We start from the raw sequence: 15801 nt of genomic DNA on the forward strand, positions 1-15801 counted from the left end.
ACAAAACAAAAATACAAACAGAAAGAAAATTCGGGGGAAAGTATTCCCCCGAATCCCCCATCTATTTTTATTCACGGGCAAGCACCGTGATGCGACCGCTATTCTGCCGCGCAAACACGCCCGGGCGATACATGTCCTGCACCTGCGCCCCCGGCAGCTCGAAGCTGCCCGGCGTCACCGCCCGCACCACCACCGCGAACCGCACCACCGCCGCACGCCCCGACAAAGGCGCCGCCACCGCGAAACGATCATCCAGCGCGGCCACGCTCTCGGCCTCGGTCAGCGTGCCCAGGAACGGCATCCCCGGCACATCGCCCGAGGGCAGACGCGTCGCGATCTCCCACCCCGCCGGCAACCCCTGCTGGATCAGCGCGCGATGCGCCTCGCCGGTCTCCGACCGCGCCTCGATCAGCAGGATGAACTGCCGGTTCTGCCGCAGATCGTCGAGATTGACGTCGGTCCCGTCCATCGCCAGGAACTTGCGGCTGATCCGCAGCCCCGCCCGCCCCGCCGGCTGCGGCTGCACCGGCAACCCGGTCACCGCCACCGACTGCAGCACCGCCCGGTCGCCACCATTCCGCGCCACCAGGCCACCGGCCGGCACCGGCCGGACCACGCTCGGCGCCGGCGGCACCGCAGCACCTTCGACCGTCATGCGCACCGGACGCCCGTCGCGGCCCAGGGCGCTGGCCAGCAGGATGCCCCAGGCCTGGTCCTGCGTGCTGCTGCCGTCCGGTGTCAGGTCGCGCGCCCCCGGCAGCCGGCCCAGCTGCCCCGACAGCCGCTCGGGCAGCAGCCCGCTCTCGCGCAGCAGCAGCGTCACCGCCAGCAGGTCGCGCGCCGGGCTGCCATAATCATGCGTCCAATAGGTCCGCGCCGGCGCGTCCAGCGCCGACTGGAAGGCCAAGGTCGCCCGCGGCGCATCGCCAATCCGCGCCAGCGCCGCGCCCAGCTGGGCCCGCGACAGCGGCGTCGGCAGCGTGTCCAGCGCCTCGGCCAGGCGGCGCGTCGCGCCCGGCATCGGGCGCCCCGCCAGCGCCAGCGCATGCAGGCGATAGGCCTGGTCGGCGAACTCTTCCGGTTTCTCCGGCGCGACATCCTCGGCGGTGCGCGCCAGATTCTCCAGCGCCGCGGTCAGCGCCGCTTCCGGCACCGTCGCACCACCGTCCCGGGCGCGCAGCAGCGCCTCGGTGGCATAGGCGGAAATCCACTGGTCGGCCTCGCCCTGGGCGCTCCAGGCGCCGAAGGACCCGTCCCAGCGTTGCTTGTCCAGCAGCCGGGCCACGGCGTCCGCCATGGCCAGGTTGCGCGGCTCGGACACGGCGCCGGTCGACAGCGCCAGCAGCTTGGTCGCCGTCTGCTCGGCGCACCACAGCGGGAATTCCAGCGAGGCGCGACGCAGCGCCTCGGCGTCGTAGCGCACCGGCTGGCCCCAGCTGGCCAGCACCTGCGCCGTGCCGGGCACGAAGCCGGACAGATCCGGGGCAATCTTCGCCTCGGCCCCCGGCGCCAGCTCGGTCACCGCCACCTCGGTCAGCCGCGGGCGGGAGGAGCGGATGGTGATCCGGCTCTCCCGCTCGGCGCGGTAGTTGTTGGGGCCGGTCACCGTCAGGCGCAACACGCCCTCGCCCGCCCCGGTCGCCTTCAGCGTCAGGGAAGGCTCGGCCCGCGCGCCGGTCGCCAGGGTCGCGGCCACGCGGGACGCGCCGTCGAAGGCCAGCGGGCCTTCCAGCTTGATCTCCGCGGCGACCTCGCCACTGGGCAGCTCCAGGTTATGCAGCAGCACCGGCAGGCGCAGGCTGTCGCCCGGGGCCAGGAAGCGCGGCAGCAGCGCCTCGGCGATCACCGGGTCGCGCACCTGCAGCGGCTTGCTGGCCGCACCCACCCGGTTGCCCGACCAGGCCACCGCCATCAGCCGGATCTCGCCGGCGAAGTCTGGCAGGTCCAGCGGCACGCGCGCCACGCCATCCGGTCCCGCCTCGACGATGCCGGAGAACAGGGACAGCACCCGCTGCGGCGGCTGCACGCCGGCGCTTTCGGAATCGCCGTCGCCGCCCTGCCGCAGCGCGGCCAGCTCGCCTTCCGGCGGCGGGATCAGCCGGCCGTAATCGTCGCGGATATCGGCGCCCAGGCGGCGGCGACCCAGGAAGTGCTTTACCGGGTCGGGCGTCGCGAACTGGGTGATGCGCAGCACGCCTTCATCCACCGCGGCCAGGGTCAGCCGCACGGGCTGGCCACCGGCATTGGCGATGCGCACCGGCACCTCGACCCGCTGGCGCGGGCGCAGCTGGTCGGGCACGTCGAGGGTCACCTCCAGCCGGCGCGGCGCCGGGTCGAGCGCCACCCAGGCCAGGCCCAAAGCGCGGCGCGGCTGGCCCTCGGCGGCCGAGCCCGGGCGGAAGACCGTCACCGCCACATAGGCGCCGGGGCCCCAGGCGGCTTCCACCGGCAGGTCGACGGTGGTGCCGCCGGCCGGCACCTCGACCTCGCGCAGCGAGACCAGGCGGTTGGTGACGACCGCCACGCTGGCGCGGCCGGCGAAGGGCGGGTTGATGCGGATCCTGGCCGTCGCCCCATCGGCATAGTTCTGCCGGTCGGCTGAGACATCGACCTTGTCCGGCACCTCGGCGCTGTCCGAACCGACCCAGCCGGAGCGGAAGCGGATGGCGGCGATCGCCAGGCTGCCTGGCTTGCTGACCTCGAGGCGGTAGCGGCCGAAGGGCAGGCTGCGGGCGAAGCGCGCCGGCTTGGCGGGCTCGGTCTGCAGGGTCGCGGTGTCGACCGGCTCGTCGCGCCAGATGGTCTCGTAGCGGGCGACGCTGCCGCGGGTGACCATCCGCCATTCCGGCCGCTCGCGCACCAGCCGGGCATCGAGCCGGCCGCTCAGCGCCGAGCCGTCGGGGGCGACCAGGGCGACGTCGAAGCCGGCCTCGGTGTTGACGTCGACGCTGCCGCCCTCGAAGCCCGGGCGGATGGCGATATAGGGCACCCGGCCCAGCACCGGCAGATCCACCGTCGCCTTGCTGGCGCGGCCGTTGGGGTCGGCCAGGGTGACGGTGTAGCTGGCGCGCAGCGGCCGGGTGACGTCGGGCACCTCCTGCAGCTCGGCGCGGAAGACGGCCTTGCCCTCGGCATCGGTCTGCAGCACCGCGCCGGGGATCTGGCCGCCATTCAGCGGCTCCTCGGCCAGGCCGAAGCGCCAGCCGGCCCAGGGGCTGCGGCGCGGGCGGCCATCGGCGGCATCGGGCGCGAAGGGCTCGGGATCGAGGCTCAACTGCCCTTCGATCATCGCCTCCAGATCCGAGGCCGGCGCGCCGTAGAGAAAACGCCCCGACAACGGGAGGGAAAGCGGCGTGCCCGGCACCAGCGCGCCCGCGGCCGGGCCGAAGGTCACCGCCAGCCGCTCCGGCACGAAGGCGTCGACGCGGAAGCTGGCCTTTCCGATCGGCGGCTGGTCGGGTTCCAGCCGCGCCTCGATGGTCCAGACGCCGGCGGCGGCCCCGGCCGAGAGCGGGATGCTCCAGGCGATGGCGCCGTCCGGGCTGCGCGGCGGCACCGCCTCGGCGGCCACCTGGCCGTTCGGGCGCAGCAGCTTCAGCCGCAGCGGCAGGTCGCGCGGGGCGCCCGCGGCGTCGCGCAGCAGGCCGGTCAGGTTGACCCGCTCGCCGGGGCGATAGATGCCGCGCTCAAACCAGAGAAACGTGTCGAGCGGGCCGGGATGCGCCAGCCCCTCGGCGCCGCGGTCGGAAAGGTCGAAGGCCCCGGCCTCCAGGTTCAGCCCGACCAGGTCGTCGCCGGCGCTGGCATGCAGCGCCACGGGGGCCAGCGGCCCGGTGCCGCGCAGCAGCGGGGCGGCGAAGCGCACCAGCCCGTCGGCCGCGGTCTCGGCCTCGGCGAGCACGTCGTTGTTGCGCGCCATCAGCGCGACCTTCACCCCGGCGCGGGGGGCGGCGCCCTGCAGCGAGCGCACCTGCGCCGCCAGCCCCTCGCTGCTGCGCCAGGCGGTGACGCCGAGATCGGTCGCCACGATCTGCAGCGCCGAGACCACCGCGTCGCCGCCACGGCCGGCGCCTTCGTCGCTGGCGATCAGCACATAGAGGCCGGGGCCGGCGCCGGTGATCTCGGCCGGCAGCGGCAGCTGGATACGGGCGGCGGTGTTGGCGCGGAAGCCGGGCACCTCGGCGCGGCCCTGCCAGACGACGCGGCCCCAGCTTTCCGGGACCTCCTCGGCCGACCAGGATTCCATCGCCTCGCCCAGCGGGTTCTGCCGGCCGAAGGGCAGCAGGTTGCGCTCGGTCAGCCGCACCAGCCGCAGCTTCAGCGCGCGCACATTCATCGTGGCGATGCCGATGCGGGCCACCTGGCCGCGCGGCAGCAGGAAGCGGGTGGCATCGAACCCGATCCGCGCGGCGCGGTCGCGCATCGAGATGCTGACGGGGGTCTCGGCGCGGAGGCGGGCGCCATCCTCGCCGGGCATGCCGGCGCGCAGCACCAGTTTCGTCGTCTGGCCCCAGGGGAGCCCGGCGACGCAGAGCGCGTTCTGCTCCCGCGTCACCGCCAGATCGGGGATGGCGGGCTCGGCGCGGACCCAGTCGCCGGCGCGGAAGTCGCCCGCCTGGCTGATGCGGCCGGTGAAGCCGATGCAGGCGCGGGCGGGCTCGGCCTCGGGCTCGGTGCGGATATTGCGCACCAGCAGGCCGGCGGCGCGGCGGGCGGTGGCCAGCGCCTCGCGCGCGGCGGGGTCGAGGCGGGCGCGCTCGACCACGGCTTCCAGCGCGGCGATGGCGCCGACCCACTGGTCCTGCCGCTGCAGTGCCTCGGCCATCAGCCGCAGCGCCGGGATCTCGGCCGGGCCGGTCTCCATGGCGGTGAAATTCTGCCAGGCGGCCTGCAGCGCGCGGTTGCCGTCGGCCGGGCTGCGCGCCAGATGCGCGCGGGCCAGCGACAGCCAGAATTCCGGCCTGGCATCCGGCATGCCCAGGCGCTGCTCCCAGGCCTGGGCGGCGGCGTCCCAGTCGCCGCGCGCCTCGGCGTCGGTGGCGCGCTTCTCGGCCTGGGCGCGCTGCTGGGTATTGGCGCCGGCCGGGAAGCGCCGGGTCAGGTCGCGGGCATAGCTGCCGGCATCGCGCTGCAGCCCGGGCAGGGCGAAGGGCTGCGCCTGGGCGCTGCCGATGGACAGGCCGCCGAAGCCGAGCCCCGCCGCCAGCAGGGCCGTGGCCAGCATGCGCGCCCGGCGGGGCGCCCTGGAAAACAAGCTCATGCGGGCGATCCTGCAGCTATTCCGGTGGCGTCAGGATAGTGCAGGCGAGAAACGCCGCCCACCACCGCGCGCTTCACAAGCGCGGGCGCGGCACCTCAGGCGGCGGCGACCAGCGCGTCGCGCATCCAGGAGGCCGCCGGGCCCAGCGCGTCGTTCTTGCGATAGGCGACGTAGAGCGGCAGCGGGATCGACCAGTCGAGGCTTTCGATCGCCTCCACCGCCAGCGGCACCAGCCGGCCGGCGGCGATCTCGGGCTCGGCCAGGTGCCGCGGCAGCCGGCCCCAGCCGAGCCCTGCCAGGATCGCCGCCTGCTTGGCCGCCATGTCGTTGACCCGCCAGATCGCCGCCGAGGGCAGGGTGAACTGCCGCCGCCGCGGCTGCCGCGAGCGGGTGGCCAGCACCAGCTGCACATGGTCGCGAAAGGCGGATGCCGGCACCGCCCGCCCGGTCTGCGCCAGCGGATGGTGCGGCGCGACGACGGCGATGCGCTCGACCAGGCCGCAGGGCAGGAAGCCCAGCGTCGGGTAGCGCTCCACCACCGGGCCGGCGATGCCGAGCATATAGGTGCCCGCCTCCAGCGCCTCGGTCACCGCATGCACCGCCTCGATGCCCAGCCGCACCGGCACGGTGGGGAACTCGGCGCGGAAGTCGCGCAGGATCGGCAGCAGCCGCGCCATCGGGAAGGCGGCCTCGATCACCATCAGCAGCTTCTGCTCGAGGCCCCGCGCCAGCCCGTCGGCGGTGCGCTGCAGGGCATCGACCTCGCGCACCATGCGCCGCAGCGTCGGCAGCACCGCCTTGCCGTGCAGCGTCAGCTTCGGCCGCCGCACCGCGCGGTCCAGCAGGGTGATGCCCAGGTCGCCCTCCAGCTTCTGGATGGCATAGGTGACGCTGGACTGGGTGCGGTTCAGCGCCCGGGCGGCGGCCGAGAAGCTGCCATGCTGCAGCACGGCGAGAAAGGTCAGCACCTGGTCGGTGGCGGGGGCGAGCGCGGGCATGGCCGGATATTATCGAATTTCTCGATGGGTTGGACCGAAATTTTCCACGTTCCGGCGCGGCGCCGCGGCGTGTAATCGACGGGGAACCCTGGCTGCCCCGCCCTGCCCGCCGCGCTGCCCCAGCGCCCGGGCCGGCGCGCCGGCCGCCGGCATGACCCATCGGGAATTTGGATAGAAAGCCGCGATCGGACCCGTCTTGCGCTGTTTGATTGCGACTTATTCTTATTCTCGCTACCTGATGCCCGTTCCGCGAAAGAGAGGCCGATGCGCCTGCCCTTCCCCCGCCGCGCCGCCCTGATGGCGACGACGGCCCTGCTGGCCCCGCTGATGGCCCCGCTGGCGGCCCTGGCCCAGGCCACGCCGCCGACGCAGCTGCCCAGCGTCGAGGTTGGCGGCCAGCTGCCGGCGACCCAGGGCTACCAGCCGCTGCGCACGACGCTGGGCGCCGGGGTGGACACGCCGCTGCTCGATATCCCGCAGAATGTCGCGGTGGTGCCGCGCGCCGTGCTGCAGGACCAGCAGGCGAGCTCGCTCGACGAGGCCCTGGCCAATGTCAGCGGCGTCACCCAGGCCAACAACCTGGGCGGCACCCAGGACGCCTTCACCCGGCGCGGCTTCGGCGACAACCGCGACGGCTCGATCATGATCGACGGGCTGCGCACCATCCTGCCGCGCAGCCTGAACGCCACGACGGAGCGGGTGGAGGTGCTGAAGGGCCCGGCCTCGGCGCTCTACGGCATACTCGACCCGGGCGGGCTGGTGAACGTCGTCACCCGCCGGCCGGAGCTGGAGCAGCAGGGCGTGCTGACCCTCCGCGGCAGCAGCCTTGGTGGCGGCTCGACCGCGCTCGACGTCACCGGCCCGATCGGCACCCAGGGTTTTGCCTACCGCCTGATCGGCGAAGTCCAGAACCAGGAATACTGGCGGAACTTCGGCTCGCAGCGGCGGACGCTGGTGGCGCCGTCGCTGTCCTGGACCGGCAGCGACACCACGGTCGAGGCCAGCTACTGGCACGAGACCTATGCCGTGCCCTTCGACCGCGGCACCATCTTCGACCCCAACACCGGCAAGCCGATCGCCATCTCCCGCCGCACCCGGCTGGACGAGGCCTACAATGTCTCGCGCGGCTATTCCGACTATGCGGCGCTGCGGGTGAACCACCGGCTGAGCAGCGACTGGAGCCTGTCGGGCGGCTATGCCTATAGCCTGAACAACTATTCCGACCAGAACGCCCGGATCATCGCCTACAACCCGGCGACCGGCGCCGTCACCCGCCGCGCGGATGCGACCGAGGACAGCACCATGTTCTCCCACGCGCTGCGCGCCGACTTGGCCGGGCGGGCGCAGATCCTGGGGCTGCGGCATGACCTGCTGTTCGGCGTCTCCTACGATTATTCCAGCACCCGGCGGATCGAGATGGTCCGCGGCCGCAATGTCACCGGGTTCAACGCCTTCTCGCCCGTCTATGGCCTGCTGCCGCCGCCCGGCCGCGCCGGCAATGCCGCCGACAGCGACCAGACCGAGCGCCTTGAAACCACGGCATTCTATGCGCAGGACGCCATCCACCTGTCGGATCGCTGGATCCTGGTCGGCGGGCTGCGCTACCAGCATTTCGACCAGGTCGCCGGCAAGGGCCGCCCCTTCAGCCTGAACACCGACGTCAACAAGGGCCGCCTGGTGCCGCGGGTCGGGCTGGTCTTCAAGCTGCGGCCGGATATCTCGCTCTTCGCCAGCTACAGCCAGTCCTTCAAGCCGAACTCCTCCATCGCCAATGCCTATGGCGCGCAGCCGCCGGAGACCGGCGAAAGCTGGGAGCTCGGCGCCAAGTTCGAGCTGCCGGGCGGCAGCAGCCTGACCGCCTCGGTCTTCAACATCAACAAGCAGAACGTGCTGTACCGCTATGAACTGGCGGGTGTTTCCTACAATGCCACGGCCGGGGAGGTGCGCTCGCGCGGCATCGAGCTCGACTGGGCCGGGCGGATCACCCAACAGTTGTCATTGATCGGCAGCTACGCGCTGATCGACGCCAAGGTGACCGACGATCCCGAGGTCCAGGGCAAGCGCCTGCTCAACGTCGCCCGCCACACGGCGGCGCTTTTCTTGACGTACGACTTCGGCGCCGTGCTGGGATCCGAGGGGCTGCGCGCCGGCTTCGGCGGCCGCTACATGGCCGGCCGCCCCGGCGACCGCACCAACTCCTTCACCATCCCCTCCTACGAGGTCTTCGACGCCTTCGTGGCCTATGACACGCGGGTGCAGACCACCCCGGTCCGCTTCCAGCTCAATGTGAAGAACATCTTCGACAAGACTTATTATACGTCTTCCATCGGCACCAACCTGGGCATGGCCATGGGCGAGCCGCTGCAGGCTGTTCTCTCGGCCTCGATGCGTTTCTAAGGCGTCCCGCATGACCCTCCGCCGCCGTTCTGCCCTGGTCGCGGGGCTGTCCCTCGCCTGCCCGGCCCTGCTGCGGGCGCAGGCGCCGGTCGCGGTCACCGACCGGCTCGGCCGCCGCGTCGCCCTGGCGCGGCCGGCGCAGCGGATCGTGCTGGCCCAGGGACGGCTGCTCAGCCTGATGGGGCTGATCCATCCCGATCCGGTCAGCCTGCTGGCCGGCTGGGCCAGCGACCTGCCGGTGGTGCTGCCCGACGAATACGCCGCCTGGACCCGGCGCTTCCCGGTGCTGGCCAGCCTGCCCTCGCTGGGGCGCCAGGTGGCGGCGGGGATGAATATCGAGCAGCTGGTGACCCTGCAGCCCGACCTGGTGCTGCTCAGCCGCGGCGCCGCGGGCACGCTGGACGCCCAGGGCCGCAGCGCCGTGGTCGAGCGGATCGAGGCGCTGGGGCTGAAGACCGCGGTGATCGACTGCATGGCGAGGCCCCTGGTCGAGACCGCGCCCAGTATTTCTGTTCTTGGCGCGCTGATCGGGCGGGAGGCGCAGGCGGCCGCGCTGCGCGAATTCTACGAGGGCCGCATGGCGCGGCTGGCCGGCTGGTTCGCCACCAACAAGCCGCCCGTCGTCAAGGTTATGCTGCACAATCATGGTGGTGGCCGCGAATGCTGCTACTCCATCGCAACCGGCAGCTTCGCCGACCTGCTGGCCGAGGTCGGCGGCCACAGCATCGCCGCCGATTTCCTGCGCCGCCCGCTCGGGCAGCTGCACAAGGAGTATGTGCTGACCCAGCCCTGGGACGCCTATCTGACCACCGGCGGCGTCTATAACGGCCGCGGCGGCGTCTCCATGGGCGCCGGCGTCACGCCCGAGGAAGCCCGCGCCAGCCTGGCCGCCATGCTGAAGACCCAGGGGCTGGACATCCTGCCGCCGGTCCAGGCCGGGCGCGCCTATGCCCTGTGGCACGGCTTCAACGAGACCCCGCTGCACTGCCTGGCGCTGGAGGCCATGGCCGGCTGGCTGCACCCGGCCGCCCGCGCGGTCTTCGATCCGGCGGCGGGGCTGCGCGACGTCAACCAGCGCTTCGCCGCCGTGCCCGCCGAGGGAACCTACTGGACTCAGCTGTAGGAACAGCCGCTTGCGGTGCGACCTTGATAGGCCGCACCACCTTCCCAAGCTAGTCGAGCTTCGGCTTCCAGCCCAGCAGACGTAAAGCATTCAGCGTCACCAGCACCGTGGCGCCGGTATCGGCCAGGATCGCCAGCCACAGCCCGGTCGTGCCCGTCAGCGTGGTCGCGACGAAGAACAGCTTCAGCCCCACGGCCACCGCGACATTCTGCTTCACGTTGCGCAGCGTGGCGCGGGACAGCGCCACCAGCTCGGCGACGCCGGTGACCCGCTGCTGCAGCAGGGCGGCGTCCGCCGCCTCCAGCGCCACGTCGGTGCCGCCGCCCATGGCGACGCCGACACTGGCGGCGGCCAGCGCCGGAGCGTCGTTGATGCCGTCGCCCACCATCACCACCGGGCCGCGCGCCTTCAGCGCCTCGATCTCGCGCAGCTTGTCGGCCGGCAGCAGCCCGGCCTTGACCTCCAGCCCGAGGCCGGCCGCGATGGCGCCGCCGGTGCGCGGATTGTCGCCGGTCAGCATCACCGCGCCGATCCCCTGCCGGGCCAGCGCCGCGATGCCGGCCGCCGCATCCGGCCGCGGCTCGTCGCGGATCGCCAGGATGCCCAGGACAGCGCGGGCGGCGGTCAGCACCACCACCGTCTTGCCCTCGGCCTCCAGCGCCTCGATCGCGGAGGCCAGGGACGGCGGCAGCGCCGCGCCGCTCTCGGCCGCCCAGCCGGGGCTGCCCAGCCCGATCCGCTGCCCCTCGATAGTGGCGGCCACCGCCTTGCCGGGGATGGCAGCCGCCGCCCGGGCCGGCGGCACGGCGATGCCGCGCGCCGCGGCCTCGGCCAGCACGGCGCGGGCCAGCGGATGGCTCGACCCCGCCTCGACGCCGGCGGCCAGGCGCAGCACCTCGGCCTCCGTGCTGCCCTCGACGGCGCGCAGGTCGGTGACCCGCGGCTGGCCGGCGGTCAGCGTGCCGGTCTTGTCGAAGGCGATGGTCTTGGCTGCCCCCAGCGCCTCCAGCGCGGCGCCGCCCTTGACCAGCAGCCCGCGCCGGGCGCCGGCCGACAGCCCCGAGGCCATCGCCGCCGGCACCGAGATCACCAGCGCGCAGGGGCAGGCCACCAGCAGCAGCGCCAGCCCGCGATACAGCCAGGTGCCCCAGTCGCCCCCCGCCACCAGAGGCGGCACCACGATCACCAGCGCCGAGACCGCCATGGCCGCCGGCGTCCAGATCTCGGCGAAGCGCTCGATGAAGCGCTGCGCCGTGCCGCGCGAGGCGGTGGCCTCCGCCACCATCCGGGCGATGCGGGCCAGCGTGCTGTCCTCGCCGGCGCGGGTGACGGTGACGGTCAGCACGGCTTCCGCATTGATGCTGCCGGCCACCACCGGCGCGCCCGGGCCGCGCGGGACGGGGATGGATTCGCCTGTCACCGGGCTTTCATCCAGCGACGAACTTCCTTCCGTGATCTCGCCGTCGCAGGGCACCCGCTCGCCGGGGCGGACCAGCACGCGGTCGCCGACGCGCAAGGCCTCGGCCGGCACGCTTTCGGCGACGCCGGACGCGCCGATGCGCTGCGCCGTGCGCGGCATCATCGATACCAGCGCGCGGATGCCGGCCCGCGCCCGGCCGGCCGCGACCCCCTCCAGCAGCTCGCCCAGCGCGAAGAGGAAGACGACCAGCGCCGCCTCCTCGGCCGCGCCGATCACCGCGGCGCCGAGGGCGGCCACCACCATCAGCGTCTCGATGCTGAAGGGGCTGCCCGCCCGGGCGAGCGCAAAGGCCCGCCGGCCGAAGGGCACCAGCGCCACCAGCGTCGCCGCCAGGTACAGCGCATAGCCGGCGGACGGCCAGATCTGCGCCGCCCCCCAGGCCAGCGCCACCAGGCCGCCCAGCAGGAAGACCAGCCGGGCCCGCGCGGTCGCATGCCAGGGCCGGTCGGCATCGCCGGGGGCAGCGTGGTCATGGCCATGCGCGGCGGGGGCCTCGGCATGGTCATGGTCGTGGTCGTGATGGCCGCCGCAGGCCGAATGGTCGTGGTCGTGCCCGTGGTCGTGGTGATGCCCGCCACACTGCGAGTGGTCGTGGTCATGACCGTGGCTATGCGCCCGCCGCGGCGCCGGGGCCGGCGCCCCTTCCAGCCGCGTCACGCCATAGCCCAGCGACGTCACCTGCCGCTGCACCGCCTCGGCCGCCGAGCCCTCGGCCAGCCGCGCCGTCAGCCGCTCGGCCATCAGGTTGACCTCGACCTCGGACACGCCGGGCAGCCGCTCCACCGCCCGGGTCACCTTGGCGACGCAGGCGGCGCAATCCATCCCCGCCACCCGCCAGGCCGTCTTGCCCTCGCTGTTCATCCTGCCGCTCCGCCTGCTATGCGGCCCGGGATATGCATCCTCTAGTCACTGGAGGTTCAAGGGGGAAAATGCTGCGGGCAGAAATCGCGTGGACCTCGCGCAACCGTTGCAGCGACGCCCGCATTGCATCCAAGGAAACAAATTGCGCTGGGGGAAAATCCGCCATGCCCGCCGATGCCGAGGACAGGATCGCCCGCGACGCCCTGGCCGCCCTGGTGGAGGCCATCGACGACCTGGTCGCCGACGGCGCCATGGCCGCGCAGCTGGCGCCGGGCCTGCTGCAGCGGACCATCGCCCACCTGCCGCCGCATCCGCGCAGCCTGCTGGCCCGCGCCGCCCGCGACTTCCCCCATCTGCAGCGGAGCCAGATTGCGCCCTGACCGCGCCTCTGCTTCTGTCGCTCTCGCTTCAGGAGAGGAACAGAGCATGCGCGCCTATCGCTACGACCACCTGCACCTGCGCAGCCCGGACCCGGAAAAGGCCGCGGCCTTCTACACCGGCCTGCTGGGCGCCGCCGAGAAAGGCCGCCTCGACAACAACGGCGCGCTGCGCATCATCCTCGACCTCGGCGGCGTCACCATCTTCGTCGAGCAGGTTCCTGGCACGACCCCCGTGCCGCCGCCGGCGCCCTTCGTCGGCATCGAGCATATCGGCCTGGTGGTGGACGACATCGCGGGCGCCATCGAGGAGCTGCGCGGCCAGGGCGTCGCCATCCTCGCCGAGCCGAAGCAGATCAAGCCCGGCCTGAGCATCGCCTTCATCGGCGGGCCGGACGGGGTGCGCATCGAGCTGCTCGAGCGGAAGTAAGAAAGCAGCGGGGGGAGGTATCCCCCCGCGCCCCCTTCTATTTTTGCTCCCAAGGGGCAGCAAAGGCGGGGAGCGAGCGCTCCCAGGAACGGGCGGCGCGCAGCAGCAATCGCTCGTCGAACATACGGCCCACCAGCTGCAACGACGTCGGCAGGCCGCGCGTCGAAACGCCTGACATCATCGCCAACGCCGGATGCCCCGTCACATTGAACGGCGCGCGAGCATGCATCGGATAAGTCCGCGCCACCTCCGCCGCATCGTCGATCCGCGCCGGCAGCGTCAAGGAACTGGCGCAGAGCAGCAGGTCAAATTCGGAAAGCGCGGCCTCCACCGCCGCGGTCATCCGACGCCGCAGCCGCATCGCCTGCAGCAGGTCCGCCGCCGTCAGGAAGCCGCCCACCAGCAGCGCATTCCGCGTCAGCCCGGCATAATCCATCGGCCGCGCCGACAGCCAGGCCTGGTGGATGGCGAAGGCCTCGGCCGTCAGGATGGTGCGGTTCACCGCGGCGAAGTCGTTCAGCGACGGCAGCGTCACATCCCGCACCACCGCCCCCATGGCGGCGAAGCCAGCCGCCGCCGCATCCAGCGCCGCCGCCACCTCCGGGTCGGTGCCGGCCATGTCGCGCTCGTGGAAATGCCGGACATAGCCGATGCGCAGCCCCGCGACGCCGCCCTCCAGACCCGCGACCGGATCGGCCCAGCCCGAGACCCGCGCGCTGCCCGGATCATCGCCGTCATGCCCGGCCAGCGTCGCGGTCAGCGCGGCCACGTCGGCGACGCTGCGCGCCATCGGCCCGACATGGTCCAGCGTCCAGGACAGCGGGAAAACGCCGGTGCGCGGCAGCAGCCCGTAGCTCGGCTTCAGCCCCACCACCCCGCAGGCGCTGGCCGGGTTGCGCGTCGAGCCCCCGGTGTCGCTGCCCAGCGCCAACGGGAAAAAGCCCGCCGCCAGCCCGGCGCCCGAGCCCGAGGACGACCCGCCCGGATGGTGGTCCAGGTTCCAGGGATTGCGCGCCGGCGGAAACGGCAGGTCGAAGCACGGCCCGCCGAGCGCGAATTCATGCGTCGCCACCTTCCCCATCAAGATGGCCCCTGCCCCGCGCAGCCGCGCCACCACCGTGGCGTCGCGCTCGGCGCGGTGGTCGAGCCGGATCTTCGAATGGCAGGTGGTCGGCTGGCCGGCGACGTCGATGATGTCCTTCAGCCCCACGGGGACGCCATGCAGCGGGCCGCGCAGCCCGCCGGCGGCGATCTCCTGCGTCGCCAGCACGGCGGCGGCCTGGGCGCCCTCGGCATCCAGCCGGATGAAGGCATTCACCGTCGGGTCCAGCGCCGCGATGCGGGCCAGCAGCGCCTCGACAACATCGACGGGGGTGAAGCGGCCGGCAGCATAGCCCGCCTGGAGCTCCGCGGCCGAGAGCGCGTGCAGCGGTGCGCTCACCGGCCGGCTCCCACCACGCGGGACGGGTCGGGCTCCAGCGCCGGCGGCAGGGGTTCGGCCAGGCTGGCGCGCAGCTCGGCCGCCTTCTTCGCCGCCTGGCGCAGCAGCTCTGGGTGGCTCTGCCACAGCGACGACAGGCCCGCCGCCTCCGCCATCGCCTTCACGCCCGCATCCTCGCTCATCGCATCATCCCCTCGGTCGGACAGCATCATGCCGCCATCGCGCGGCAGGTCATCAGCGGCTGGATGCGCTCGCCGAACTGGTCCATGCCGACCAGGAAATCGTCGAAGGTCAGCATGACGCCCTGCAGCCCCTCGATCGCCGCGCATTCGTCCAGCAGCCGGGCCACCGTGGCATAGGATCCGATCAGCCGCAGCATGGCGGTGGGCTGCTTGCGGCCCTCGTTGAGGAAGCGGCCGACGGTCGAGCCCGCCTCGGCCTTCACATCGGCCGCCGCCTGGGCGTCGCGCCAGGCCAGGGCCTCGAGGTCGGTGCCCTCCTGGTAGCGCGCCCATTTGGCCATCGCCGCCGCGTCGGTCTCGTCGGCGATGATCATCAGCAGGGCCAGCGCGCCCACCTGCCGCCCGCTCTCGGCGCAGCTTTCCTTCAGCCGCGCCACATGCGGCGCCAGGCTCTGCGGGGTGTTGATGCCGAAGCCGCTGATGAAGTTGTAGTCGGCATGTTCGGCGGCGAAGCGCATGCCGCGGCCGCTCTGCCCGGCGGCGATGATCTGCATCGGCGCCGAGGGAAGCGGCTGCAGCCGGCAATCCTCCATGCGGAAGAAATCGCCCTGGAAATCGGATTTCCCGTCGTTCCAGAGCTCGCGCATCACCTGGACATATTCTTCGCAGAACTCGTAGCGGCGGGCGAAATGCGCGGCGCCGGGCCAGAGCCCCATCTGCTCGTATTCCGCCTTCTGCCAGCCGGAGACGACATTCACCCCGAAGCGCCCGGGCGCGATGCTGTCGATGGTCACCGCCATGCGCGCCACGATCGCCGGCGGCAGGGTCAGCACGGCGACCGACGCGAACAGCTTGATCCGTGTCGTCACCGCGGCGAGGCCCGCCATCAGGGTGAAGGATTCCAGGTTCTCGTCCCAGAAGCGGCTCTCCCCGCCATAGCCGCGCAGCTTGATCATCGAGAGGGCGAAGTCGAAGCCATGCCGCTCGGCCTTTTCCGCCACGGCGCGGTTGAGGGCGAAGCTCGGCGCGTATTGCGGCGAGGTGGTGGAGATCAGCCAGCCATTGTTGCCGATGGGGAGAAACACGCCGACCTGCATCCGCCTCGCCCTTCTGGTTGCGGCCCGGATGCTCGGCCGCCGCGCCGGGCGGCGCAATCGCAGCGCCTTCTGCCGAGGCGGTGGGCAGGAAGCCCAGGATCGAGGCGCTCACGCTGCCTTGGCTTGGTTGCGCTGCAGCACAGCGATCCGCCGGA

The 15801-nt window shown here is 72.7% G+C and carries 10 protein-coding genes; 4 read left to right on the forward strand and 6 right to left on the reverse strand.

Annotation, left to right across the window (positions count from 1 at the left end; translation table 11 throughout):
- Positions 1 to 67: 67 nt before the first annotated feature.
- The gene (locus GVN67_RS07725) at positions 68 to 5260 is read right to left on the reverse strand and encodes an alpha-2-macroglobulin (protein ID WP_159994469.1); all 5193 of its coding nucleotides are present in this window, start codon (positions 5258 to 5260) and stop codon (positions 68 to 70) included.
- Between the two features lie 95 nt (positions 5261 to 5355).
- On the reverse strand, positions 5356 to 6258 hold the full coding sequence (locus GVN67_RS07730) for a LysR family transcriptional regulator (protein ID WP_159994471.1): 903 nt from the start codon (positions 6256 to 6258) through the stop codon (positions 5356 to 5358).
- 264 nt (positions 6259 to 6522) lie between these two features.
- Between GVN67_RS07730 and GVN67_RS07735 the strand changes: the two genes are divergently transcribed.
- Together GVN67_RS07735 and GVN67_RS07740 are read left to right on the forward strand one after the other, a co-directional pair.
- Positions 6523 to 8655 carry a TonB-dependent siderophore receptor gene (locus GVN67_RS07735; protein ID WP_235035107.1) on the forward strand — a complete coding sequence of 711 codons (2133 nt, stop codon included), beginning with the start codon at positions 6523 to 6525 and terminating at the stop codon, positions 8653 to 8655.
- A 10-nt stretch (positions 8656 to 8665) separates the two neighbouring features.
- Entirely contained in the window at positions 8666 to 9778 is a 1113-nt protein-coding gene (locus GVN67_RS07740; protein ID WP_159994473.1) for an ABC transporter substrate-binding protein, read from the forward strand.
- A 49-nt stretch (positions 9779 to 9827) separates the two neighbouring features.
- On the opposite strand, the gene GVN67_RS07745 is transcribed toward GVN67_RS07740, so the two are convergent.
- Positions 9828 to 12119: a heavy metal translocating P-type ATPase gene (locus GVN67_RS07745; protein WP_235035110.1), complete on the reverse strand. Its 2292-nt coding sequence runs from the start codon at positions 12117 to 12119 to the stop codon at positions 9828 to 9830.
- A gap of 164 nt (positions 12120 to 12283) precedes the next feature.
- Between GVN67_RS07745 and GVN67_RS07750 the strand changes: the two genes are divergently transcribed.
- The gene (locus GVN67_RS07750) at positions 12284 to 12499 is read left to right on the forward strand and encodes a hypothetical protein (RefSeq protein ID WP_159994475.1); all 216 of its coding nucleotides are present in this window, start codon (positions 12284 to 12286) and stop codon (positions 12497 to 12499) included.
- 46 nt (positions 12500 to 12545) lie between these two features.
- Positions 12546 to 12926 (forward strand): VOC family protein, encoded by a 381-nt coding sequence (locus tag GVN67_RS07755; RefSeq protein WP_159994477.1) that lies wholly within the window; start codon positions 12546 to 12548, stop codon positions 12924 to 12926.
- A gap of 37 nt (positions 12927 to 12963) precedes the next feature.
- On the opposite strand, the gene GVN67_RS07760 is transcribed toward GVN67_RS07755, so the two are convergent.
- The 3 genes from GVN67_RS07760 to rutA are packed head-to-tail and all read right to left on the reverse strand — an operon-like array spanning position 12964 to position 15634.
- A complete protein-coding gene (locus GVN67_RS07760) occupies positions 12964 to 14367 on the reverse strand; it encodes an amidase (protein ID WP_200845165.1) in 1404 nt (467 codons plus the stop codon).
- Positions 14364 to 14549, reverse strand: a complete 186-nt coding sequence (locus GVN67_RS07765; RefSeq protein WP_159994479.1) for a hypothetical protein — start codon at positions 14547 to 14549, stop codon at positions 14364 to 14366. Before GVN67_RS07765 ends, GVN67_RS07760 begins: the two co-directional genes overlap by 4 nt.
- Positions 14550 to 14575: 26 nt before the next feature.
- Positions 14576 to 15634 (reverse strand): pyrimidine utilization protein A, encoded by a 1059-nt coding sequence (rutA, locus tag GVN67_RS07770; RefSeq protein ID WP_235035128.1) that lies wholly within the window; start codon positions 15632 to 15634, stop codon positions 14576 to 14578.
- Between the last annotated feature and the right edge of the window lie 167 nt (positions 15635 to 15801).

The sequence above is a fragment of the Roseomonas sp. 18066 genome (genome assembly GCF_902706185.1).
Classification (GTDB): Bacteria; Pseudomonadota; Alphaproteobacteria; order Acetobacterales; family Acetobacteraceae; genus Pseudoroseomonas.

Bases quoted from the DNA above. Each gene is read 5' to 3' on its own strand.
- GVN67_RS07725 (WP_159994469.1), bottom strand. From the start codon at position 5,260: ATGAGCTTGTTTTCCAGGGCGCCCCGCCGGGCGCGCATGCTGGCCACG.
- GVN67_RS07730 (WP_159994471.1), bottom strand. From the start codon at position 6,258: ATGCCCGCGCTCGCCCCCGCCACCGACCAGGTGCTGACCTTTCTCGCC.
- GVN67_RS07735 (WP_235035107.1), top strand. From the start codon at position 6,523: ATGCGCCTGCCCTTCCCCCGCCGCGCCGCCCTGATGGCGACGACGGCC.
- GVN67_RS07740 (WP_159994473.1), top strand. From the start codon at position 8,666: ATGACCCTCCGCCGCCGTTCTGCCCTGGTCGCGGGGCTGTCCCTCGCC.
- GVN67_RS07745 (WP_235035110.1), bottom strand. From the start codon at position 12,119: ATGAACAGCGAGGGCAAGACGGCCTGGCGGGTGGCGGGGATGGATTGC.
- GVN67_RS07750 (WP_159994475.1), top strand. From the start codon at position 12,284: ATGCCCGCCGATGCCGAGGACAGGATCGCCCGCGACGCCCTGGCCGCC.
- GVN67_RS07755 (WP_159994477.1), top strand. From the start codon at position 12,546: ATGCGCGCCTATCGCTACGACCACCTGCACCTGCGCAGCCCGGACCCG.
- GVN67_RS07765 (WP_159994479.1), bottom strand. From the start codon at position 14,549: ATGAGCGAGGATGCGGGCGTGAAGGCGATGGCGGAGGCGGCGGGCCTG.